Origin of the sequence: Bacillus sp. CH_70, assembly GCF_038007045.1 — a bacterium.
Lineage (GTDB): Bacteria > Bacillota > Bacilli > Bacillales > Bacillaceae_G > Bacillus_A > Bacillus_A cereus.
This window is the reverse complement of the sequence record NZ_JBBOWL010000001.1, coordinates 567,546-592,740: the sequence shown is the minus strand read 5'-3', so window position 1 is coordinate 592,740 and position 25,195 is coordinate 567,546. Positions and strand designations below refer to the sequence as shown.

The window sequence follows — 25,195 nt, the reverse complement described above, 5'->3', positions numbered from 1 at the left end:
TTCTTCAAAATAAACAGTAATCATTTATTATTTGACAATAATGTAACAATGTAAAAAACTAAGCTATAACGTATACATATACAGTTATTATTTTACTTAATACTTTAGAGATATATTCTTTTCACAAAAAAACAGCTGCTAGCATTTAGCTAGCAGCTGGGTAACTTATAAATAATTTTAAAAACAAATCATCTGTCGTTTCAGTAATTTTATCAAACAGATCACTTTCTTCCACTTCTTGCTCTTTTAACATCTTAATTGTTTCACGTGCATCTTCAGGGTAATCAGTTATGATACCATCTACGTTTAACTTATAATATGCCTTTAAATTTTCCATATCATTTACTGTCCATACGTAAATTGGTTTGTTTAACTTCCTTGCTTCTTTTACTAATTTCTTATTTAACATATATTCTTCTGCTACGTAAAAGTCAGCCTTCACATTTTTTAAGTTAGCTCTACTTGCATACAATATATACCCTACTTTTATATCTGGATTTGCACGCTTAAACTCTTTAATAAGCGGATAGTGTAACGTTTGAATTACACATTGCTTCTCAAATTCATTATCTTTAATCGTTTTTAAGACTTTGTTTACAAAGTCTTTTTCGCCCCCATGAAGCTTCACTTCTATATTAAGTTTGATTTTGCCATTTGCTAGCTTAATGATTTCATCAAGTGTACTTATTTGTCCTGAAAGTCCATCTTGACTAAGGGTAAGCTGCCTTAACTCAGCCATCGTTAAATCTGACACATGCACATTTGCATTTGCGAGACGTTTCAGCTTCAAATCATGTATAACCGCTAGTTCACCGTCTTTCGTTTGTAATACATCTATTTCAGCGTAGTCTGCTTTTGCATCAATAGCACCTTGCACAGCTTCTTTCGTATTTTCTACGCCTTTTGATATATACCCGCGGTGCGCCATAATAATTGGTTCTTTATACGAATTTGAAATAAACGTTACAATGAAGGCAACAACCATTCCGGCAGTAATAATCCCCACAATATATACGCCAATAAATTTCCAGCGATGTTTTTGGAAGAAACATTTATCTGCTTTCGTTTTCGAATAATCTAATCCTTCTTCTAATAAAACATCTTCAACCGGTACCTTTTGTAAGTATAATCGCGTAATCGCCATAATATAAAATGGCGTCACGATAAAGCTGAATAAATACAATGTGCTCGTTAAAAATACAGAAATCGTTGATTCAGCTAATAATGCAAATGTTCCTTTCGGGTTTGTAAATTCATAAACACCCCATAGGCACAATAAATATATTCCCAAAAATACGACATATACAATTCCAATTGAAATAAAAAATCCTACTAAAAAGAGTAGTACTTTAAAAAAGCTTTCCTTTACTAAATTTGCACTTTTACGTGCTGCCACGCGAAATGATTTTTGCTCTAAAACAACAATAGGTAGAACGAAAATCCATCGAAGATTCAAATACGCGACTACAGCAAAGAACGTGTAATAACCAACTTGCCCCATCGTTGTCTTAAACAGTTCTCCTGTAATAAAGTTAGGAATTTGAATTTGCGGGATTAATGCCGTTTCATATCCCATATTTAAAAGAGGCAACAATACGACAGCATATAAAATAAATCCTGGTAAGCAATATGTGAAAAGAGTAGGTAAATACGTTACCGTTTTATATAAAATCGGACGTAATTTCACCTTCTGTCTTTTATGAGCGAAATACGAAATAATAATAAGCACCGCAAATTCCGTAAAGATAAGAAACAGTGCTAACAATGACAAAATTACAATTGCTAAGATGCCATAAGGCGTCTTTAAAAATGCTAATAATTCATCATTTGTCGCATTTGCATAACCACCAAAATACAATAACTTATTAAAAATGATCCCAAATAGTGGAACAAACACAATCGCTGCTAATAATTTATAAGCAAGTTGAAAAGTTAATACATTCCAAAAAGCAAATTTAACTGTTTGAAAGGAATGTCTCATTACTCCTGGTATAGATAGTTTTTTACGGTGTTGCATATATTCCTCCAAATTCTAAAACGGTATTTGAGATGGATTCCACATTTCCAGTTCTAATCCATCTTTTTAATAATAATAATAATAATATATTCCGCTTAACATGAACACTCTTATACATATAATGAAAAAAGTGATGGCTACTTCCCATCACTTTTTCATTTATTCTATTTTTTCTCTAACCCTTGTCCAAATGCTTTCAAGAAGCTAAAACCGAATGTAATAGCTCTATTGATATCTGGATCTTTTAATACTTTAAAGAAATCCATCACTTTTGTTTTTTTACCACTATTTAATTCGTCTGTTGCAAATTGCAATCCTGTAACTAAACTTGACGTAATTTGCTTCGTTATTTCTGGGTCAACTGAAGATAACGCTTCTCCTGCCCCCATCATATTATTTAACGCATTTTTAACGGGTTCACGATTTAATTGCTCCACAGCGATTTTTGAAACATCTTCCTTCGCAGCAAGTAAACTAATTGCTGCATCTAATATACCAGCCTTCTGCAACTGCGCTAAAAGCTGCATCGTCTCTTCTACTGCTTCACGATTATTAGATAGCTCATTTAGAAGTTCATCTGCTACTTGCTGTTTCTGTTCTTCCTCTGTTACAACTTTCTTTTTAATTACAGTAATTTCTTTCGCCACTCTCTCCGCCCCCTAGTCCACAAGTGATACGTATTGTTTTCTTTGCCATTTTTGCTGGATTTCAACACCGTTTTGCGGATTACGCTTTTTATCTCTCGGGTTTGAAGATGGTAACGGACGATTCCCTTTTTCACGTAGTACACGCATCTTTACCATCGTTTGTTTGTACGCTGGTGTACACGTATAAAGATCTGTCGCCGTTCCAGTTAAAATATTGATTGCCTCTTCATTTACCGTTGCATGCATCGGTAAATATAGCTCTTTCCCCGTTACACGATCTGTAACAAGTGCCTGTACTTTAATTTTCCCAAATGGTGATGCTAATTCTACAAGACCACCATCTTTCACATTGCGCTCTAGGGCAAGTTCAGGCGAGATTTCAACGAACACTTCAGATACTTTAGATAAAATACCAGCCGATTTATTCGTCATATTCCCTTCATGGAAATGTTCTAACATACGACCATTATTTAAAAGTAAATCATACTCATCTGGCGCTACAACTGGTGGTACCCATTCATCTAATGATAGACGAGCTAGTTTATCTGGGAAGTTAAATCCGTCCACATATAATAGTGGTGTATCGCTACCATCATGGCTACCCCAACATAAACTATTCCATCCTTCTAAACGATCGTATGTTGCCTGAGAATATAAAGGTGCAAGCGATGCAATTTCATCCATGATTTCACTTGGATTTTCATAATTCCAGTCCCCGCCAAGTGCACGAGCTACTTTTTGTAAAATCCACCAGTCTGGCTTTGAATCACCAAGCGGCTTCAATACTTCATATAATCTTTGAATACGGCGCTCTGTATTCGTAAATGTTCCCTCTTTTTCTAAGCTTGGTGCTGCCGGTAAAATAACATCAGCAAAACGAGCTGTTTTCGACAAGAACATATCTTGAACAACAAGGAAATCTAAATTCGCTAAAATATGTTGTACATGGTTGGCATTCGAATCTACTAAAGCCATTTCTTCACCCATAACATACATACCACGTAGTTTTCCTTCATCTGCCGCAAGTAACATTGCAATATTATTTAAGCCTGGTGCTTTCGGAATTGTAGTACCGTATGCTTTTTCAAATTTCGCACGGAGCGCATCATCTGAAACTGCTTGGTAACCTGGAAGCCAGTTTGGTAATGTTGCCATATCACAAGCGCCTTGTACGTTATTATGTCCGCGTAATGGATATGCTCCTGCACCAGGACGACGATAATTACCCGTAACAAGCAATAGATTTGAAATTGCTGCTGAAGTTGTACTTCCTCCAGTATTTTGAGTTACACCCATTCCCCAAAGTACACAAGTACCATCTGCTTCATATACCATACGAGCCATTTCTTTCAGATTTTCTTTCGAAATCCCCGTAATTTCTTCTGTATAATCAAGCGTATACTTTTCTACCATTTTGCTATATTCATCAAAATTCTTCACATTTTCAGCTATGAACTTTTTATCGTGCCAATCTTGATCAATAATATATTTCGTAATACCAGCGAGCCATACATAATCAGTTCCTTGGCGCGGATGAATGAATAAATCCGCACGCTCTGCCATTTCATGTTTACGAAGGTCCGCCACAATTAATTTTTGGTCATGTAATTTATGAGCACGTTTTACACGCGTTGCAAGTACAGGATGTCCTTCTGTTGGATTTGCTCCAACGATAATGACAAGGCCTGCTTCCGCAATATCCTTCACTGTTCCAGCGTCCCCTCCCATACCGACAGTTTTAAATAAACCATCTGTTGCTGGAGATTGACAATAACGGGAACAGTTGTCTACATTATTCGTTCCATATATTTGACGGGCTAGTTTTTGCATAAGATAATTTTCTTCATTCGTTACTTTCGAAGAAGAAATAAATCCAAATGCATCACTTCCATATTCTGATTTAATATGCTGCATATTGGATGCAACAACTTCAAGAGCCTCTTCCCATGAAGCTTCAACAAACATATCTCCTTGGCGAATTAATGGCTTTGTAATACGATCTTCACTGTTTACAAAATCCCATCCAAATTTTCCTTTTACACATGTGGAAATACCGTTAACCGGCGCATCTGAAACAGGCTGTACTTTCAAAATGTGGCGGTCTTTCGTCCATACTTCAAATGAACAACCTACACCACAAAATGTACAAACTGTTTTTGTTTTATTCACTTTCGTCTTACGCATCGCAGCCTCTACTTCTGAAACTGCTAAAATACTACTATATCCAGGCTCTACATCCTTTACAAAATCAATCATCGGATCTAACACATCTGGTTTCAATCCAGTCATGAATCCGGCTTCACCCAGCATTGTTTTTTCCATTAACGCATTACATGGACATACTGTTACACACTGTCCACAACTTACACAAGATGAGTCATTTATACTTACACCATTGTCCCATATAACACGTGGACGGTCTAAGCTCCAATCAATCGATATAGTTTCATTCACTTGTAAGTTTTGACATACTTCTACACACTGCCCACAAGCAATACATTGATTTGGATCATATCGATAAAATGGATGTGACATATCCACTTCACACGCACTTACTTTTGGCTCATACGGATATTTCTGTTCCTCAATTCCCATCATATGTACTGTATTATGGACTTTACAGTTACCATTATTGTTATCACAAACGGTACAATACAGTAGATGATTCTCTAATATTCGATCCATTGCCTCAGTCTGTGCCTCTTTTGCACGCTGGGACTGTCTTTCGATATACATACCGTTCTCTAATTTCGTTGAACAAGCACGCAATAACTTTCCATTTACTTCTACAATACACGTATCACAAGTTTGAATTGGATCTACTTCTGGTACATGACAAATTTGAGGATGTTCCAAATTACTCTCGTTAAATAATTGTAGTATCGTCTTTTCACCTGATGCAGAAAATTCTTTACCATCGACGGTTACACGGACTGTCTGTTCTGCCATAGTTTCCCCTCTCCTTACAACCAACTGTACAACACAATTATGAATCCGTTTTCAAAACCGCATTACTGTACATATTTTTGAAACGCTCTACCCAAATACTTTCTTATGAAGTCGATTCTAGATGTTATAAGGTATAACTACGAAAGCTTGAAAATATCACTATTCTACAGTTCTATTATATCGTACATATACAATAATAACCAAAATAATCTGTGATCTTCTTGTTAATAGGTGTTTTTATTTTTTCCATTGTTTTATGATAAATGTGGGAGAGAAATACATATAAAAGGGGAATTAAATATGGGGCCTACGCAAGAGACTTATACAATTGTACGTTATCAATCTGGTACATTTTCAAAACAACTGGATGAGATTGTTACAGAATCTCCTATTACTATTAAATTGAATGGTGAAGAATATGTAACAGTCGTATGCACACCAAATTATATTGAAGATATGGTAATTGGTTTTTTAATTTCTGAGGGGATTATTTCTTCCTATAACGATGTTGAAGAACTATGGATTCAAAAAGATAACGGAATTGTCCATGTAAAATCATCAAAAGTGAATCCGCTCTATCAAACTTTATATAATAAACGATACATCACTTCTTGCTGCGGAAAAGGTAGACAAGGTTTTATTTTCGTAAACGATGCGGCAAAAGCAAAAGACTTACATGATATACATGTAAAAATTACTCCTGAAGAATGTTTTTACTTAATGAATACTTTACAACAATCTTCCACTACCTTTCGCCAAACTGGTGGTGTTCACAATACCGCGCTATGTGATCGAAATAATATCCTTCTATCAAGAATGGATATCGGAAGACATAATGCATTAGACAAAATATACGGTCATTGTTTACGCAATGATATATCTGTTAAAGGAAAAATTATCGCATTTAGCGGACGTATTTCATCCGAAATTTTACTCAAAGTTTCAAAAATCGGATGTGAAATTGTTCTATCTAAATCTGCCCCAACAAAACTAGCATTGCAACTCGCTCACGATTTAGGCATTACAGTCGTAGGATTTATCAGAAATGAATCCTGCAATATTTACACACATCCACATCGAATTGATGGTTATCAATCGAATAACTAAAATAACTCCTCAATTGAGGAGTTATTTTAGTTATGAAAATGTAATATATTAAAGACTTGAATAGTTAATAAAGTTAATATATAATTTCATTACATATTAAAAAACAAAACATTGTAGCATATATCTTTTCATTCTTTTACAAATTAAAAGAGACTGCTAACAAAACACATACACAATCTTATAAAAGTAATGGATTTATTTTATTTGAAATCGACCAAGGAGGTTACAACTATGGAAATTCGCTTATTAACGACAGAGGACGCAGAAATATATTTAAAAGTTTGTATGGAAGGTTTAACGAAGAACCCGGAAGCTTTTAGCTCTTCCTATGAAGATGTTTTGAAACATGAGGATCCTGTAGCTGCTATGGCAAAACGATTAAGCAATCCGGATAATTATACTCTAGGGGTCTTCAAAGATGATGATTTAATCGGCATTGCTACTTTAGAAACAAAGCCTTTTATTAAACAAGAACATAAAGCAAAAATCGGTTCCGTTTTCGTTTCCCCAAAAGCGCGTGGCCTTGGAGCAGGACGAGCTCTTATTAAAGCAATTATTGAAAATGCCGATAAATTACATGTAGAACAACTTATGCTCGATGTTGTAGTTGGTAACGCTGGTGCCAAAAAATTATATGAATCATTAGGTTTCCAAACTTACGGCGTACAAGAGCGTTCATTAAAACATAACGGTCAATATTGGGACGAGGAACATATGGTTCTGTTCTTAAATAATTAATACTTCAATATAGTTTTCCAAAAGCATCTTTTTATTAAGAAAGATGCTTTTTTCATTACAACAATGTAATCTTCATGTCACCTTTATCGATCGTACCAAACCTTTCCATTCATTATACTAAAAATATAAAGTGAAACTTTACTCAGTGGGGAACTACATCCCACGTTAATCGCATGTACTTGATATGTAGAGGAGAATGTGACATGAAACAAAACAAACGAGCTATGCTTTTAATATTTACTACAGCAATTGTAACTTCTGGGTTAGCAATTTTACCTTGGTTTATCATATGAACACTCCCCCACTTAGCAAAGCTTGAAGTGGGGGTTTCTAACGTTTCGACCTAACGGACGATTAACGTCAGGGGAGTTAACACATTAGCGAGCTGTTTCACGCCTTCCCCTAACAACGAAAAAAGCTGATTGCTTTGAAGTGACCCCTAAAAGTTAGACACGGTTATTTCATTAGGCAGCTTGATAAAAATGAGTCCGGTATTGCACCGGGCTCATTTTTAATTTTGCTTTTATCCGTTTTGTATTGTAATAATCTATATATTTTTCTAATTCTATTTTGAAGTGCTCTACACTTTCAAACTCTTTTATGTAGAGAAACTCAGACTTCATGATTCCAAAGAAATTCTCCATTACTGCGTTGTCATAACAGTTGCCTTTACGAGACATACTTTGTACGATACCTCTTTTTTGTAATGCGTGACGGTACTGTTTCATTTGATAATGCCACCCTTGATCTGAATGCATCATTAGTTGGTGATTTTCAGGTAAACCTTCTAATGCTGTCTCTAACATTTCTGAAACAAGTGAATACGTCGGTCTAGAGCCAATTGTATAGGTAATGATTTCACCATTATACAAGTCTAATACAGGTGATAAATAAAGTTTCTCACCGAATAATTTAAATTCTGTAATATCGGTTACCCATTTTTCATTTGGCGTATCTGCCGTAAATTTACGCTCTAAAATATGAGATGCAATTTTACCGACTGTTCCTTTATAAGATTTATATTTTTTCATACGTACAAGACATTTTAAACCTAACTCTTTCATAATTCGTTGCACTTTTTTATGATTCACTATTTGATTACGATTGGCTAACTCATCACGAATACGACGATATCCATAACGACCTTCGTGTTCATCATAAATCGCTTTAATTTCTACTTTTAAATCGGCATCTGGATCGATTCTATCCATTTGTTTTACATAAAAATAATAGGTGCTTCGAGGGATATCCGCTAACTTTACTAATTCTTTCACTTGAAACTCATGCCTTAATTCATAGACTACTTGTGCCTTGTCTTGTTTGGTGATTTTTCCTTGTTTTGAACTAAGGCATTCAACTTTTTTAAATACGCATTTTCCATACGTAAGCGTTCTAATTCAGCTTGTAACGCTTCAACTGAACCTTCTGCCGGAATCTTTTTAGTATCATGTTTTGTGTTTTTATTTTTCATGGATGGACGCCCCTTTTTCTTTGGTTCAAGGGCATCTAAGCCACCTACTTCAAATTGCTTCTTCCATTGATAAACCGTTGTAAAAGAAGGAATCATGAAGATAGCCGCTGTATCCATTAACGATATACCCGATTGAGCCATAAAATTTAGTACGTCTAGTTTAAACTCTGCGGTGTAATTTGTATAGACCTCGTGTAAACCTTCTTCTCCATGGAGTTCGTATAAGCGTAACCAGTATTGAAATTGTGCCTTTGTAATATGCATCTGTTTTGCATATTCTGCTTGAGAAATTATTTTCGGATTAAATCCTTGAACGAGCGTTAACTTTAAATCCTTCGTAAATTTTGTCATACAAAAAACTGCACCTCCAATTGTTAGACTGTGTCTAACAATTGGGGTGCAGTTCACTTCTTAAGAAGCAATCAGCTTTTTTTATATTATAAAATCCCCAAAATTTTATTTACGCAACTTATAATAATAACCATAGATACGGCAACGCATATGACAACCGTATTACGATCTTGCTTTTCTTTTTTTGAAATTTCTTCTTTTGAATTCATGTGTATGATCTCCTTTTAAAAAAAGTGTGAGATAGGAAATTTTTCTTATCCGATGCGAGGTGAATACGAAAACCCTCTCTATCTCACATACACAATAGAATGGAATTGTCATTTTATAAATAAAATGACATGACGTTATGTCGCAACATAGGGTATTTTGTGTCGCTACGTTTTCTATTATAAAAAATAGTTGTGCAAAACTAGTGCATTTTTTATGTCAATTACTCTGAGCGAAAAAATCAGCCCTCCATTCAATCACATAAAAAGAGTTTTTTATTATTTTCATGTAAACTATACAAGTAGAATGAACAGTTTGGGGTGCACAAGATTATGGTAAAAATTTTATTAGTAGACGATGAAGAACGTATGTTACGATTATTAGATCTGTTCTTAAGCCCTCGCGGCTATTTTTGTATGAAAGCTACCTCTGGCCTTGAAGCACTAAAATTAATCGAACAAAAAGAATTCGATATTATTTTATTAGATGTTATGATGCCAAATATGGATGGATGGGATACTTGCTATCAAATTCGTCAAATTTCCAACGTTCCTATCATTATGTTAACAGCTCGCAACCAAAACTACGATATGGTGAAAGGCCTCACGATGGGCGCAGATGATTATATTACAAAACCATTTGATGAGCATGTATTAGTCGCGCGAATCGAGGCTATATTACGCCGTACAAAAAAAGATGGCTTTGTTAGTTTCAATGGTATTGAGTGGGATAAAACGAAACATACTGTCACAGTTTATGATGAAAAAATCTCGCTAACTCCTATCGAATTTTCGTTACTCGGGCTATTTTTGCAAAATACAAACCGTGCTTATAGCCGAGATGATTTAATCGAAAAAATTTGGGGCTATGAAACAGATATCGAATATAGAACAATTGACTCACACATTCGTAATATCCGTGATAAACTACGCAAAAAAGGATTTCCGATTGAAGATTACCTAGAAACGGTCTATAAAGTCGGATATAAATGGAAAAGTGAATAATTACTTCGGTCAGTGGGAAATCGTATACCACTGACTCTTTATTATGAATAAGGTATGGTGAAAAAATGAGTAAACTTTCCCTTAAAATTGGGACATACTTTTTAATATTAGCTTTATGTATTGAAACAATTGCTTTCGTATCTTTTTATAAAAGCCTTTCAAAAATGCGTATTGTAGAGGAAACAGATGCTCTTTTAGAGAAAGGTAATCGCTATAGTAAAAAAATTAAAAGCCGCGAGAGACGGGATGAATATTATAAAGAAATGAAACACGCTGAACATAATAAAAATCCTAAACGTCCTGTGTACCCTGAGTTCGATATTACGAATGAGGCTGCACACTTAGTTGAATCGGAATCAATTTCTAACTCCGATATAGCTATCATTATTACTGACCATAACGGCAAAATTATTTCCACCTCAGAACCCGTAACAAAAGATATGCAAAAACAACTTACTTGTAAAACAGAAACTGTCCCAGACGGCGGCTTAGTCGTTGAAAGGAACTGGAAAAAATCAAAGTTCATCACAACAGTAAGCCCACTTAACACAACAAAGTTTCAAGGAAAGCTATATATGTTATTAAAAACATCTTTCCTAGAAAATATGTTGCTTAAACTCATGAACCAATTTCTTATCATTAGCGTTTTAACAATTATTTTAACAACAATTTCTGTCTTTGTTTTTTCACGCGTTATTACAGAACCACTTGTAAAAATGAAAAGAGCGACAGAAAAAATGTCAAAATTAAACAAGCCAATTCAATTAGGTATTAAACGAAATGATGAACTCGGTAGTTTAGCAAAAACAATTGAAGATTTATCGAGTGAACTTACGTATATGAAAAAAGAGCGCAATGAATTTCTCGCTAGTGTCGCTCATGAACTATTAACTCCATTGACCTATATGAAAGGTTATGCAAAGGTAGCAAAGAGAGACTCTTTAACAAAAGAGGAGCGAGAAGAATACTTACAAATCATTGAGGATGAAACGGATAGTGTAACCGATCTCGTCCAAGATTTATTTATGCTTGTACAATTAGAACAACACCAATTTGTTATAAAAAAACAAAAAGTGCTTCTTCAGCCATTTTTAGAACGAATGGTAGAAAAAACAAAAACAACATTAACAAATAAGCAAATGCAACTTCATGTATATTGCAAAGATGATTTAGAAGTTTGTATAGACGAAAGACGTATGGAACAAGTTATGTTAAATTTATTACACAACGCTTATCAACATTCGCCAGAAAACACAGCCATTACGATACGTGTACTTACAAAAACAGATTCTTTTACAATAAGTGTACAAGATGAAGGTGAAGGTATTCCTGAAGAAGATATCCCGCATATATTTGACCGTTTTTATCGTGTCGATAAATCTAGAACACGAGCTACAGGCGGAAAAGGTATCGGGCTAGCTGTTGCAAAGGAAATTGTAGAATTGCATAACGGTTCTATTCTAGTAACAAGCCAATTAGGAGCGGGAACAAACTTTATAATCGAGCTACCTTTTGAATAATATGCGTGTGAAAACACCAGTAGTAGTAAACACTACTGGTGTTATTTTGTTCATAAAAACAGCTCATATAAGCTAAGCTTTTGAAATTATTCTTATTTCAATATAAAATAAAGGTACATTTGCAAAGATTTGGAGGGTGATATAATTGGATATCCATGTATTAACAAAAGACGAAGCAGAAATTTACTTAGAACTTCGCGTAGAAGGATTAAAGCAAAACCCTGAAGCATTCAGCTCTTCTTATGAAGATATTATTAATAAAGAGTGTGCGATTGAATATAAAGCACAAAAATTAGCACAAGATGAAAACTATACGCTAGGTGCATTTAAAGATGGAAAATTAATCGGGGTTGCAACACTGGAAACGAAACCATATGTAAAACAAGAACATAAAGCTAAAATCGGTTCTGTATATGTATCTCCAAAAGCACGCGGACTTGGAGCAGGAAAAGCACTTATTAAAGAATGTCTTGAGCTTGCTAAATCTTTAGAAGTAGAACAAGTTATGCTTGATGTTGTTGTTGGCAACGATGGAGCGAAAAAACTTTATGAATCATTAGGTTTTAAAACATTCGGTGTACAAGAACGTTCATTAAAATATAACGGACAATATTGGGACGAAGAGCATATGGTCTTATTCTTAGATGAAAATAAATAATAAAAAACATCCTCATGTTTGGAGGATGTTTTTTACTTTCTTGTAAACCATGCCGTGTGTAATAATTGAATCGCTTTCGCAATTTCTTCCTCTGATAATATCGCAAACCCAAGTAAAACTACATTCTCAGGCGCCGTACCGTCTTTATAGTACGTAGACACAGGATATATTTTGATACTATGTTTCGCAGCTTCTTGAATTAATTCTTCTTCCCGCATTCTATTATGCACTTTTAATAAAATGTGTAATCCCGAATCTTCTCCTATCACTTCAACACGATTAGAGAAATATTTCTCTATTTCAAAAACAAGTCGATCTCTCTTCTTTCGGTAGACGACACGCATTTTATGAATATGTTTTTCCCAATAGCCTTCATTTAAAAATCTTCTAATCACTTCTTGGTCCATTCTTGAAACACTTTGTGTATAAAATAAATATTGCTGTTGATACTTTTTAATTAATTTCTTCGGCAACACCATATAGCTCATCCGTAGCGATGGCAATAATGCTTTAGATAGCGTCCCCATATAAATAACTTTCCCCTCTGTATCTAACCCTTGCAGCGCCGGTATAGGCTTTCCAGAATAGCGAAATTCACTATCGTAATCATCTTCAATAATATACCTGCTCTCTTCTTTCTTTGCCCATTGTAAAAGCTGCATCCTTCTCGTAATAGGCATAATCATTCCATATGGAAACTGATGGGAAGGTGTAACAAATACAACATTCGCATTGCTATTTTCTAAATCTGCAATACAAATTCCATCTCTATCTAAAGATAACATTTGGACTCTTGCTTCTCCCTGTTCAAAAACAACCATCTTTCTATGATACCCTGGGTTTTCAACTGCATAATTGCTTCCCTTTAACAATTGAAACAATAGTTTCACTAATATTTGTGTTCCCGCTCCTAATACAATTTGACTAGCTGAACAACGTACACCTCTAGATTCATACAAATAATTCGTAATCTCTTCTCTTAAGCTCGCTTCTCCTTGAGGGTGTCCTAGAAAGAGAAGTTCGTTATTATGCGGCTGCCATATTTCATTTACAATTTTCCGATACATATTGAATGGAAAAGCATTTGTATCAATTCCTGTTTGTGTAAAATCAAATTTATAACTCTTCTCCTGAAACGGTACTTCTTCTATTCTCTCTCCGCTATCCTCTACATGAGCCATTTGCTCAATCTTGCATACAAAATAACCTTTTCTCAATATCGACTCAATATAACCTTCTGCAAGTAATTGTTCGTACGCTGCCTCTACTGTATTTTTACTTACCTGTAAATGTATCGCTAACTTTCGCTTAGCCGGTAATTTCGTAAAAGGGACAATTGATCCATCTTTAATCTCTTTTTTTATATACTCATACAATTGCACATATAATGCCTTTTTACTATTCATATTTAAATTAGGCGTTAATTCTAACATAATATCTGACCCCTTAATAAAACTAAAATCTGATACTTTTTACAGTACCAGATTTTATATATAATTCCTTTTATCATGTCACACATAAAAAATCAAATACTGGAGAGGAGAAACATGATAATGAACAATGGTAGACGTATCGGACTTATTATGATTATTACAGGGGCTACATTATGGGGATTATCTGGTCCAATGATTCAGTGGCTATTTCAGCATACTAATGTATCCTCAATTGATTTTTTAACAATTCGATTGTTGCTTGCAGGAATATTTATTTTGTCTTTCTTACTTATAAAGAAACAAAATATATTTCAAATTTGGAAACACCCTAGATATTCTATACAACTTATTATTTTTTCTATTCTCGGCATGCTCGGTGCGCAATACGCCTTTATCGAAACGGTTCATATTAGTAATGCAGTCACAGCAACGCTATTTCAATTTCTAGGCCCTGTTCTTATTACCATGTATGTTGCATTTGAACAAAGAAAATTCCCTGCTTCCATGCAACTATTCGCAATTATAGCCGCGCTAATAGGAACATACTTTATTATTACAAATGGCTCAATTGAAAATATTGTTTTATCCAAAAAAGCTATTATTTTTGGACTATTAACAGCAATCGGATTTGCATTTTATACCCTTCATCCGGCTTCTCTCATTAAAGAATGCGGGACAACTGTAGTAATTGGTTGGGGGATGTTAATCGGAGGAATTGCACTACTTATTTATAATCGTTCATTCGGGTGGAATCAATTTTCACAAACCCTTACACTAAAAACTTTTTCTATGCTTATTCTTATCATTATTAGTGGTACCCTTTCTTTCCTTCTATATATCGGTAGTCTTAAATATTTAGCAGCAACAGAAACAAGCATTTTATCTAGCATTGAACCCCTTGTAGCTGCCATCGTTTCAATCACTTGGCTAAATGAATCTTTTGGAACATATCAATTATTAGGCGGCGTATGTATCGTTCTGTCCGTTATTTTTTTGACGATGCCTCAAAAAGAAACCGAACCAACCTATACAACGGAACAAATATAAAATGAAACTTTAATTAGTGGGGACTATCTCCCACTAATTATTAACCTACACCAATCGGGCTTTTACGGGATAAAAATGTCAAAAGAGGTCGTACAAAACTTACGACCTCTTTTTATACTTTAAAGGAATTGTCCCGCCTTCTAGCAAATACAATTACACTAACAATAAAAACTAGGAGTGTGGCACCATGAAAAAAATCGGAACTATGCTACTTCTCTCCTTCCTCATCACTGGATGCACACCAGCACAACCTGATTCAAAAGCATCTAAAACTGAAGCTGTCGCAACGTCATCCAATCAAGTGAACGCACCTTCCTTCTTTCATCTTAGTGTTTTAAAAGATGTAAATTGGGAAGAAGCCCCCTCATTCATAGACGGAAAAATACCTTTAAAAGGCATCGAAGGAAAAATCGCAATGGCTGATAGTCCTATTATCGCGAATGAACAAAATGAAATAATGTGGTACTTTCTAGATTCTGAAATACCAACTGGAAAATTGTCTATTATTGCGCTAAAACAAGGATCTGTAACTCCGACACCAGTACTCTTTCAAAAAGAAACTTCCAAACAAACTTGGACCACTTCAAATACAATCGATTCTACTGCAAACGAACTCCCTCTCACTATGTCACTACCTTCATCTGGATTATGGTTATTAAATATATATGTGAATGAAAAATATTATGATCAGTTTGTAATCACTGCTGAGTAAAGTGACAAAATAAACCACTTTCTTACAATAATGTAATTTCTACGTCTTGTACTTCGATAGTTGAATTCTCTCTCTTCTCTTATACTTAAAGTAAGAAATGAAACGAGGAGAGATGAGAGATGAAAAAAATGATAGAAGTAATCGTAGCAGTAACTGAGGTTTTAGTGAATGGTAAACAAGTTGCAATGGAATTAAATAAATAGTGAAGAAACATAAATAATTCTACACTTCTTCATTATTTTGATTTCTTATCTCAAAAAAGCAGTGCCTTTTAGGCACTGCTTTTAACTATTAATAACTTGGTATTTTCGTAATTTGCGCCACGCCCGAATCAATAGCTGCTTTCGCTACTGCTTCTGCAACACTTGGAACAACTCTTTTATCTAATGGATTCGGGATTACATAATTCGCATTACGTTCTTCATCAGTAATGATGTTAGCGATCCCATATGCTGCCGCTAATTTCATCTCTTCTGTAATATCAGTTGCGCGCACATCTAACGCACCGCGGAATATTCCGGGAAACGCCAATACATTATTTACTTGATTCGCATAATCCGAGCGCCCAGTTCCTACTACAGCTGCACCAGCCTCTAACGCATCCTCAGGGAAGATTTCTGGAATTGGATTCGCCATTGCAAACACAATTGCTTTCTCATTCATCGTCTGTACAAGTTCTTTCGTTAATACGTTAGGAGCAGATACGCCAATAAAAATATCAGCTTGGTGAATCGCTTCTTTTAACGTTCCACGCACATGTTCACGATTTGTCTTTTTTGAAACTTCAATTTGTGCTTCGTTCATCCATGTTTCACCTTCACAAACAATACCTTCTAGGCTAACTAGCGTAATGTGATTTGCACCAGCCTTTAATAATAATTTTCCAATTGCAATTCCTGCCGAACCCGCACCGTTAATAACGATTTTCACATTATCCATTTGTTTGCTAACAACTTTTAATGCATTAATAACAGCTGCTAAAACGACAATAGCTGTTCCATGTTGATCATCATGGAATACAGGAATATTCGTTTCTTCTTTTAGTCGTTTTTCAATTTCAAAACAACGCGGTGCTGCAATATCCTCTAAATTGATCCCTGCAAATGTAGGCTCTAAATTTTTTACAAGGGTAACGATTTCATCCACATCCGTCGTCCCTAAACATAATGGGAAAGCATCTACATTCGCAAATTTCTTAAATAAAATACTTTTTCCTTCCATAACAGGCATAGCCGCTTTCGGTCCAATGTTTCCTAGACCAAGTACCGCTGTTCCATCTGAGACAACTGCTACCATATTGCCACGTGCTGTATAGTCATACACTGTTTCTTCATCTGCCGCAATTGCTTTACAAGACTCCGCTACACCTGGTGTATACGTCAGGCTTAAATCATCCGCTGTATTTACTTCTACTTTACTTGTAATTTCAATTTTCCCTACTAATTCTTTATGCAATAACAATGATCTTTCATTAATTTGATTTGCTAACATACTTATAATCTCCCCTTAATTTGACAAGCTAGCTATATGAATATAGCTAGCTTGTTTGATCATGAAAACATTTTTAATAATATTGTCGCCGTTACAACCATTGCCGCCCCGCCTAAACGAGTTGAAATTTGCGCGAACGGCATTAATTCCATACGATTTGAAGCCGATAAAATAGCAACATCTCCAGTTCCGCCTAAACCGCTATGACATCCAGTTACAATCGCCGATTCAACTGGATACATCTTCATCACTTTCCCTACAAGAAAACCTGATGCTACCATTGTAAGAACAACCGATGCGCACACAACAACATATCCTACTGAAAGAACTGCTGCTACGTCTTTTAACGGAATATATAGCAATCCTAATCCAACCATTAAAGGCCAAGTTAAATTCTTCGAAATAAATTTATATAAATGGAATGCTCCTTGCTCCATTTTTGCTGGCATTAATTTAAAGTATTTCACAAGTGCTGCTGAGAAAATCATAATGATCGCCCCAGGAATACCGATGAACTTAGAAGCAAATCCTCCGAAGATGAAGAACGTACACGCAATTAATAAACCTGCTCCCATTAATGAGAAGTCAATTGGTTTCTCTGTATTTTGTTCTTTTAATAATTCTGCTTGATTGTCTGTTTTCACTAATACACCGTTACCACTAAGCTCCGGTTTCTTCTCACCTAAACGCTTCATATACCCTGCACTTACAATTGCGAACATATTTCCAATAATAGCTGCTGGAATAAGCTGTGATACAAACGTTGCTGATGATTCATTTAAAATATCACTATAAGCTAGCGACAGTGGTAAAATTCCTTCCCCGATACCACCACTCACAATTGGTACGATGATAAAGAAGAATGTCTGCTTCATTTCAAATCCAAATAATGAACCGACTAATAATCCTACTGCTACAGAAGCTAACGTCCCTACTACTAAAGGAATAAACATGCGAACGAAACCTTGTACTAACACTTTACGGTTCATTCCTAAAATACTTCCGACTACTAAACAAGAAATATATAAATATAAAAAGTTCGATTTTTTCATTAACATAGTCGCGGCTTCCATTGAAGCTGGATTCATCCAGTTAAAAAATACAAGTAATGATGGAATAAATAACGAAAGTATTGCTGGACCGCCGATATTTTTTAAAATTGGAATTCTCATCCCAATATCGCCTAAGAAAATTCCCATGATCATAATAACTGCAAATCCACCAATCATATCTGCTGGCAATTTATTATATACAGATGCCCCATAAATAATAGCAGCCAATACTACATATAACGGTAAAGGTATAACACCGATTTTTACATTCATAATTTTAGAAGCGAAAGATTCTCTTTGTAATTCATTTCCTCCAGAAAATGATACCGCTTCCACATTCTTTTGAATTCCCATATGGCACCCCCTCGTTTTCTTAATAACAATATTAAAACGCTTTCAATAGTAAAAATAGTTTTTGTAAGTTTTGTAATTGATTTTGTAATTAAAAAAAGTATAAGCGACTTATACTAAGTCGCTTATACGTAAAACTCTATTTTCTTTTGATCAACACATCTTAATTTACTTACAGGTCTTCCCACATGTTGGTACATCATTTCGTTTTCTAACACCCCAATGTCAGTCAGAAACATTACATATTTCCGAATAGAAACTCTTGAAATTCCAACTAATTGTGCCATTTCATCTGTTGTAAACACTCTTCCATTCAAAGACTCGATCTTTTGCCAAATTAATTGCAACGTTTGCTTCGTTAACCCTTTCGGAAGCTCTTTAGTGACAATAGGCTCCCTTTTTTCTTTTTGTAAAATTAACGAATCTAATTCCGATTGACTAATTTTTTGTTGTTCTTTCATGAAAGTAAGTTTTTCTTGATATATAGTTAATGCTTCTTTAAATCGTTCAAATGTAAATGGTTTAATTAAATAATCTACAACTCCATATTGTAATGCTTTTTTTATACTCCCCATATCATGTACAGCTGAAATCATTATAATATCAATTTCTTTTTCTTGGTTCCGGATATACATTAAAAGCTCAAAACCAGTCTCTTCAGGCATAAAAATATCAAGTAATACTAAATCTACTCGTGATTTCTCTAATATTTCGATCGCCGACTTTACTGAGTTAACTGCTTGAACAAGTTCAAACCCTCCTACTTGCTCTAAATAATGCGTATTTAACATCGCTACCATCGGGTCATCTTCTACAATTAAAACTTTAATCATATTTGCCTCTCATCCCTACCTTTAGGTATTTCAATTGTTATCGTTGTTCCCTTTCCTACTAATGAATGCATATGAATTTCCCCATTTATTCGCTGTATACTTTCTTTTACAAGATACAAACCATAACCGCGGTTATCTCCCTTTGTGGAATAACCTTTCGTAAATAATTCCTCTATTTCTTTTTCTTGTATACCTTTTCCCGTATCTTGCACTGTAATAGTTAATATATCCTCTTGTTGTATCTTAACTTCAACTTGTTTCTGTTCACAATTCGTAACTGCCTCTAATGCATTATCAATTAAATTTCCAACAATCGTAATAAGTTCATGGATAATACTTTCATCATCTATTTCCGGCATATAAGAATCTTCACTTATAATTAATTTTATATTTTTCTCTCTAGCATAGCTGAGCTTACCGAGTAAAAAACCAGCAAATACTGGACTTTTTATTCTTTTCATAACTCCACCAATTTCATATTGATGCTCTGATACCATGCCGCTTATATACTTCTGTAATTCTTCATACTGTTTCATATGTGTAAGCCCTAATACGACATGCATCTTATTCATAAACTCATGAGATTGTGCCCGTAATGCTTCTGCATATAGTCTAATACCAGTTAGTTCCTCTGCTAGTTTTCTAATCTCTGTTTTATCACGAAATGTTGCAATTGCACCAACTATTTCTCCTTTTACATATAAAGGAACTCGATTCGTCACAATCGTAATTCCATAAATATTTTGTTCTTCGTTTAATTGTACTTCTCCCGTTTGCAATACTTCTTTTATACGTGAATTTGGCATATACAACTCAACATCTTTACCGATAAAATCTTCTTCAAGTCCGCTTTTTTTAAATAGACGTTTCGCTTCATTATTAATTAACGTTACTCTAGCCTCTTTATCTACAGCAATAATACCTTCCTTTACAGATTGTAGCATCGTATTTCTTTCTTCAAGGATTTTTGCTATCCTGTGCGGCTCAAGACCGAATAAACTTTTCTTTATATGTCTAGCTAGCAATATTGCTCCTATAATTCCGACTAATACACCAACTCCGACACCAATATAAATGATATGTCTACTTTCCTTAACTCTCTCTTTTACATTATCTGCTGAAATACCAACAGACACTGCTCCAAGTTGTTCACCTGTTTCAGAAAATATTGGTACAAACACTCGCATGGAAATACCTAAAGTTCCTTCTGCTAACGATACATGTTCTTTTCCTTTCAATACAGGCCCTTCATCCCCGCCAATAAAATGATGACCTATTTTTTGAGGATCTGGATGAGATTTTCTTATTCCATCCATGTCCATAACTACAATAAATTGAACACCTGTGTTTTTTAATATCCTATTTGTATACGTTTGGATTGCAGAGGTATCTGCTTTCCCAACCAAACCATCGATTACAATCGAATCATTCGCCACAATGTGTGCAATTGTTTTTGCCTTCTCTGATTGGCTATCCTCCGTCGTCCGTTCCACATTATGACTAATTAATATATCTGTCACAAGTAAAGAAAAAATTACAACTGTACAAACTAACAATGTAATCGTTTTCCATAAATTCCATAGTCTTTTTCTTTTTTTCATCCCGTTAATGACTCCCCTAATTGCTGAATAGAAAAATAAGTAAGGTGATATTATTTTCACCTTACTTATCTGCTGTTATTATACTTTAAATTTACTAGTCATCGCTTGTAGTTCTTCGGCCATCTCAGCTAAGTTTTGCGAAGCTGAACTAATTTCTTCCATGGAATTAACCTGTTCTTCTGTTGAAGCTGCAACACTTTGCATACTAGCCGTATTTTCTTCTGCAGCAGCTGCAATTTCATCAATAGCATTTGTCACTTCATTTGCATCTCCAGCAATTCTCTTCGTTGTTTCTACCATTTGATTAACTTGAGAAACAATATGTGTAGTAGAACTTAAAATTTCCGTAAAACTTACTTTCGTTTTTGTTACAACATCAAGGCCTTGTTGAACTTCTCCATTCACATTATCCATTGCCTTAACAGTATGTTCAATATCCGCCTTAATTTCTGCGATTAAATTTGCAATCTCTCCAGATGACTCTCCTGATTGCTCTGCTAATTTTCTAACCTCATCTGCTACAATAGCAAATCCTCGTCCCTGTTCACCTGCTCTTGCTGCTTCAATAGCCGCATTCAAAGCTAACAAGTTTGTTTGAGTAGCGATATTTTGAATTGCTTCAGAAATAGCTCCTACCTGCTTTGATTTCTCATCAAGAAGTTTAATAATAGCATCTGACTCGGATACCGATTTAGAAATAGACTGCATTTGTTTTGCGGTTTGTTCAACTAAATCTTCTCCCTCTTCAGCTCTTTCTCGCGCATGTAATGAGGAAATAGAAATTGACTCTGCGCTTCCAGTTACATCTTGAATTGCTGTATTTACTTGTTGCAATGTAGCCGCACCTTCTTCAACACCTTGACTTTGTGATTCGGCCCCACCTGATACTTGTTCCATTGCAATTGTAATTTGGTCTGTCGCATCATTTGCTTGCTGTACGCTTGCTGTTAACTCTTCTGCCGATGCTGCAACATGTTCTGCTGAAAAGCTAATTTGGGTAATAACATCTTGTAAAGACGTAGACATTTCATTAAATGAATTCCCTAATTTTCCTATGTCATCCTTGGAATGGATTGTAATTTTCTCTGTTAAATCTCCCTTACTAATTTTATATGCCGATTCAGCTATTTTTCGTAATGGCCTTGTAATAGACTTTGTAATGAAATAAATTAATACACTACCAAATGCAATAGCAATAGCAATGACAATCAAAGTCTTATAAAACACTGGACTGGCAGCTTGGGTAATTTCTTCATCGAACATAACGCCAACTACTTTCCAGCCCGTTTTCTCATTTGTTGCAAAGATTAAATTCTTTTTATCATCTTGTTCTGTATAAGACACATTTCCTTGTTTATCTTCATAAATTGGTTTAATCCAAGGATCAGTAACTTTTGCACCTGGTTTTCTAGATGGATGACTAACAATTTGCTTATTTTGATCTAAAATAACTGCATAACCTTTTTCACCAATGTTAATCATTTTGGAAATTTTTAAGATGTTATCTAAGTTTAAATTAATTCCTATAACACCTTTACCATCTTTTACTTCTTTCGCAATCGTCACTACCATATTTTTTGTAGATGCTGACTGATATGGCGCAGTAACAATTACTTTCCCTTTATTTTCATGTGCTTCTTTATACCAAGATCTATCTGTTGGATTATACCCATCAGCCATTTGAATAAATGGTTCTCTTATAAACTTTCCCGTCTCTGTTCCAATATAAATACCTTCTACTTCTGGATGAAGCTTTATATATTGTGCTAACTTCGTTCTTACTATTTCTTCTTGTCCATTTGGATATGTATCCTCTGTTAAGATGTCTGCAAAGTACGTCGCATCAACAAATTTCTCTTCTATATTTTGAGAAATAACAGTATTTAAAATCGAAATATTCTCCTTTGCTTTATCTGTCATTTGATGTTCAAAATTTGTTTTGGCAGTTTGATATGAAACACCACCGATAATAATTCCTGGTATAGTTAAAATAATAAAAAATGAAATGATTAATTTTTTATTGATACTCATACATTTAACCCAGTTAAATATTTTTTGCATAATAAGCCTCCTTTATGTAATGTGGATACTTGTGTCATTTTATACAATTAACATGTATAAAACAATATATAATGATAACATGTAAATTTTTCGTCAATTATGCATTTTTGCATATTCACTCCTTATACGTATTTTAATCATAAAAATAAGAGAACTTTAGCATTATATATACTAAAGTTCTCTCATTTCTTAACAGCTTCTACTCTACAAAACTTCTCTTATAATCCTCAAATCTTTACCCTTCGCCTTATAGTCATATTACTAAAACTCTTCGTCCTAATTTATTTGGCGCTCTTTACATAACTAATTGCCTGACTTCCCATTTGTACCCATGCCTGTTCAAAGGTTTCTCTCGGTACTTTTACATCTAAGCTATCCTCAAGTGGATCTCGAATATATACAGATTCCTGATCATATCCAATAAGTACAACACAATGTTCATTATACGTAATAGAAACATCTCCACTATTTGTTTCCCATGTAGTAAATTCATCTTCATCTAATGGTGCAAATGTTGCATTCGTGATCATGACTACAGGTTTCCCTGCTTTTACACTCTTATAAATTTCTTCTATATTCTTCCCTGTTAAGTCTACAGCTTTATTAGGTAAATATTCTTCCGCTAACTGAAAAAGTGGCCCATGATATACACCGTATCCTGATTCAGAGAATGTATAAATATTACCTACAAATCCTTCATTTGGATTCCCGCGCACACCAGCGTCTATAAAATCAACTTTTTTTATTTCATTTGCTAATGTCATCTTATCCACTGAAACACCAGCGTATTGTAACATCATCGCTAAGCTTGTCACTTCACAGCCTCTATCCAATTCTGGTAACTGCTGAATTAATGGAACATTTGATAAGATGACTTTTTCATCGTTATTACTAAACTCCGTTTCTTTTCCTCTTTGTATATTTGAGAGTGTTAACTTCTCTACATACTTTGGAATTCCATTTGTATATACACTCCATATTGCTGCACCTAGTAAAGCTGTACATATATACCACTTCAATTTTCTTATCGCTTTCACGCCCTTATTAATTCGTTAAATAAGAATAAAATGCGTCAGCATCCGTTCGTATCATCGGTACAAAATTTAGTTCTTTTCCTTTTTCAGGCTGATCTTTTTTTATCTTTTCCGCTAACTCTTGAATATTCATATTCATTTTATCCATATTAAGCTCATCTGCCATTTGTAGCACCTTTTGTTCATTAATTTCTCTTAATATTTGATATATATCTTTACCATACAAATCAATATGATATTTTTTTGCTTCTTCCTGTACTTTTTGTTCGTACACTTCTTGTGCTAACTCTTCAATCTCTTTTCCTTTTTGAGAAATGTCTAACTTTCCTGCTTCTTCTCTTACTTTCTTTCCGTAGATTTCTTCCGCGATGTCTTCGATTTCTTTTCCATCTGTCGAAATACCTAATTTATCTGCTTCATCTTTAATTTTAATCGCATTAATTTGAGTAATTAAATCTACAATTGATGCATTCTCTATAGATATACCTAGCTTTAATGCTTCTTGCTTTACTTTTGTTTCATAGATTTCTTCTGACAGCGTCCCAACATCTTTTCCTTCAATCGATATGCCTAACTGCTCTGCTTCCCTTCCTACTTCTGTTTCATGAATTTCTTTTTCTAGTGTAATTTGTTCTTTTCCTTCCGTTTCAATACCTAGTTTCTCTGCTTTTTCTTCTGTATGCACTGCATGTATCTTACCATTGTTCAATTGTTCTTTACTGCGCTGCGTGTAATCAGTCTTTCCTTTTGATGTTTCAGAAGGAGAGGCACCCCCTAATATACTTAAACTCATTACTCCAATAGCGAATACCGTCATCATTTTCTTTTTCAAAATTAATTCCTCCCTCTTATACTTTCTTTCCCATCATTCCCCTAGTTTTTTTAATACTATACATACATCTCATCGCTGC

Annotated in this window: 20 protein-coding genes and 1 pseudogene; 7 read left to right on the top strand and 14 right to left on the bottom strand. The window is 34.6% G+C overall.

The annotated features are described in order from the left end of the window. Positions 1-145 precede the first annotated feature (145 nt). The 3 genes from N2V79_RS02995 to fdhF form a co-directional block, all read right to left on the bottom strand. A complete protein-coding gene (locus N2V79_RS02995; RefSeq protein WP_197235730.1) occupies positions 146-2,017 on the bottom strand; it encodes a glycerophosphodiester phosphodiesterase in 1,872 nt (623 codons plus the stop codon). Between the two features lie 164 nt (positions 2,018-2,181). Further along, the gene (locus N2V79_RS02990) at positions 2,182-2,664 is read right to left on the bottom strand and encodes a DUF1641 domain-containing protein (RefSeq protein ID WP_001040540.1); all 483 of its coding nucleotides are present in this window, start codon (positions 2,662-2,664) and stop codon (positions 2,182-2,184) included. 12 nt (positions 2,665-2,676) lie between these two features. Continuing rightward, on the bottom strand, positions 2,677-5,613 hold the full coding sequence (gene fdhF / locus N2V79_RS02985; RefSeq protein WP_064531992.1) for a formate dehydrogenase subunit alpha: 2,937 nt from the start codon (positions 5,611-5,613) through the stop codon (positions 2,677-2,679). Between the two features lie 300 nt (positions 5,614-5,913). Between fdhF and fdhD the strand changes: the two genes are divergently transcribed. Both fdhD and N2V79_RS02975 read left to right on the top strand, forming a co-directional pair. Then, positions 5,914-6,720, top strand: coding sequence for a formate dehydrogenase accessory sulfurtransferase FdhD (gene fdhD, locus N2V79_RS02980; RefSeq protein ID WP_064531990.1), 807 nt, complete (start codon positions 5,914-5,916; stop codon positions 6,718-6,720). A gap of 231 nt (positions 6,721-6,951) precedes the next feature. Then, the gene (locus tag N2V79_RS02975; RefSeq protein ID WP_340719559.1) at positions 6,952-7,458 is read left to right on the top strand and encodes a GNAT family N-acetyltransferase; all 507 of its coding nucleotides are present in this window, start codon (positions 6,952-6,954) and stop codon (positions 7,456-7,458) included. Between the two features lie 464 nt (positions 7,459-7,922). Here N2V79_RS02975 and N2V79_RS02970 read toward each other — a convergent pair. Together N2V79_RS02970 and N2V79_RS02965 are read right to left on the bottom strand one after the other, a co-directional pair. Beyond that, positions 7,923-9,280 (bottom strand): IS3-like element ISBce18 family transposase gene (locus N2V79_RS02970; protein ID WP_284558962.1). Its coding sequence is split into 2 segments (ribosomal slippage): positions 7,923-8,824 and positions 8,824-9,280, totalling 1,359 coding nucleotides; the frame shifts between segments, so codons are not numbered across the junction. Between the two features lie 86 nt (positions 9,281-9,366). Continuing rightward, a complete protein-coding gene (locus tag N2V79_RS02965) occupies positions 9,367-9,489 on the bottom strand; it encodes a hypothetical protein (RefSeq protein WP_340719558.1) in 123 nt (40 codons plus the stop codon). Positions 9,490-9,819: 330 nt separating this feature from the next. Here N2V79_RS02965 and N2V79_RS02960 point away from each other — a divergent pair, with 330 nt between their 5' ends. From N2V79_RS02960 to N2V79_RS02950, 3 genes are all read left to right on the top strand, one after another. Beyond that, positions 9,820-10,491 carry a response regulator transcription factor gene (locus N2V79_RS02960; RefSeq protein ID WP_000238956.1) on the top strand — a complete coding sequence of 224 codons (672 nt, stop codon included), beginning with the start codon at positions 9,820-9,822 and terminating at the stop codon, positions 10,489-10,491. Between the two features lie 65 nt (positions 10,492-10,556). Beyond that, positions 10,557-12,011 (top strand): HAMP domain-containing sensor histidine kinase, encoded by a 1,455-nt coding sequence (locus tag N2V79_RS02955; protein ID WP_000041023.1) that lies wholly within the window; start codon positions 10,557-10,559, stop codon positions 12,009-12,011. 145 nt (positions 12,012-12,156) lie between these two features. After that, positions 12,157-12,669 carry a GNAT family N-acetyltransferase gene (locus N2V79_RS02950; protein ID WP_000351212.1) on the top strand — a complete coding sequence of 171 codons (513 nt, stop codon included), beginning with the start codon at positions 12,157-12,159 and terminating at the stop codon, positions 12,667-12,669. Between the two features lie 32 nt (positions 12,670-12,701). Here N2V79_RS02950 and pdxR read toward each other — a convergent pair whose 3' ends face one another. Then, a complete protein-coding gene (gene pdxR / locus N2V79_RS02945) occupies positions 12,702-14,102 on the bottom strand; it encodes a MocR-like pyridoxine biosynthesis transcription factor PdxR (protein ID WP_064531988.1) in 1,401 nt (466 codons plus the stop codon). A 120-nt stretch (positions 14,103-14,222) separates the two neighbouring features. Between pdxR and N2V79_RS02940 the strand changes: the two genes are divergently transcribed. Both N2V79_RS02940 and N2V79_RS02935 read left to right on the top strand, forming a co-directional pair. Continuing rightward, positions 14,223-15,149, top strand: a complete 927-nt coding sequence (locus N2V79_RS02940; protein WP_064531986.1) for a DMT family transporter — start codon at positions 14,223-14,225, stop codon at positions 15,147-15,149. A gap of 187 nt (positions 15,150-15,336) precedes the next feature. Continuing rightward, a complete protein-coding gene (locus tag N2V79_RS02935) occupies positions 15,337-15,861 on the top strand; it encodes a DUF4871 domain-containing protein (RefSeq protein ID WP_000719680.1) in 525 nt (174 codons plus the stop codon). A gap of 291 nt (positions 15,862-16,152) precedes the next feature. Here N2V79_RS02935 and N2V79_RS02930 read toward each other — a convergent pair whose 3' ends face one another. From N2V79_RS02930 to N2V79_RS02900, 8 genes and pseudogenes are all read right to left on the bottom strand, one after another. Then, positions 16,153-17,352: an NAD(P)-dependent malic enzyme gene (locus N2V79_RS02930; protein WP_197241428.1), complete on the bottom strand. Its 1,200-nt coding sequence runs from the start codon at positions 17,350-17,352 to the stop codon at positions 16,153-16,155. A gap of 59 nt (positions 17,353-17,411) precedes the next feature. After that, on the bottom strand, positions 17,412-18,758 hold the full coding sequence (locus tag N2V79_RS02925) for a 2-hydroxycarboxylate transporter family protein (protein ID WP_265939120.1): 1,347 nt from the start codon (positions 18,756-18,758) through the stop codon (positions 17,412-17,414). A 122-nt stretch (positions 18,759-18,880) separates the two neighbouring features. Beyond that, the gene (locus tag N2V79_RS02920) at positions 18,881-19,588 is read right to left on the bottom strand and encodes a response regulator (RefSeq protein WP_340719557.1); all 708 of its coding nucleotides are present in this window, start codon (positions 19,586-19,588) and stop codon (positions 18,881-18,883) included. Further along, the gene (locus N2V79_RS02915; protein WP_340719556.1) at positions 19,585-21,189 is read right to left on the bottom strand and encodes a sensor histidine kinase; all 1,605 of its coding nucleotides are present in this window, start codon (positions 21,187-21,189) and stop codon (positions 19,585-19,587) included. Before N2V79_RS02915 ends, N2V79_RS02920 begins: the two co-directional genes overlap by 4 nt. Before the next feature lie 78 nt (positions 21,190-21,267). Beyond that, a complete protein-coding gene (locus tag N2V79_RS29190) occupies positions 21,268-22,086 on the bottom strand; it encodes a methyl-accepting chemotaxis protein (RefSeq protein ID WP_438285312.1) in 819 nt (272 codons plus the stop codon). A gap of 120 nt (positions 22,087-22,206) precedes the next feature. Continuing rightward, positions 22,207-23,109, bottom strand: a pseudogene (locus tag N2V79_RS29185) (cache domain-containing protein); the annotation flags it as partial. 422 nt (positions 23,110-23,531) lie between these two features. Next, positions 23,532-24,287, bottom strand: coding sequence for a C39 family peptidase (locus N2V79_RS02905; RefSeq protein ID WP_340719554.1), 756 nt, complete (start codon positions 24,285-24,287; stop codon positions 23,532-23,534). A 7-nt stretch (positions 24,288-24,294) separates the two neighbouring features. Further along, entirely contained in the window at positions 24,295-25,116 is an 822-nt protein-coding gene (locus N2V79_RS02900; RefSeq protein ID WP_340719553.1) for a transporter, read from the bottom strand. Between the last annotated feature and the right edge of the window lie 79 nt (positions 25,117-25,195).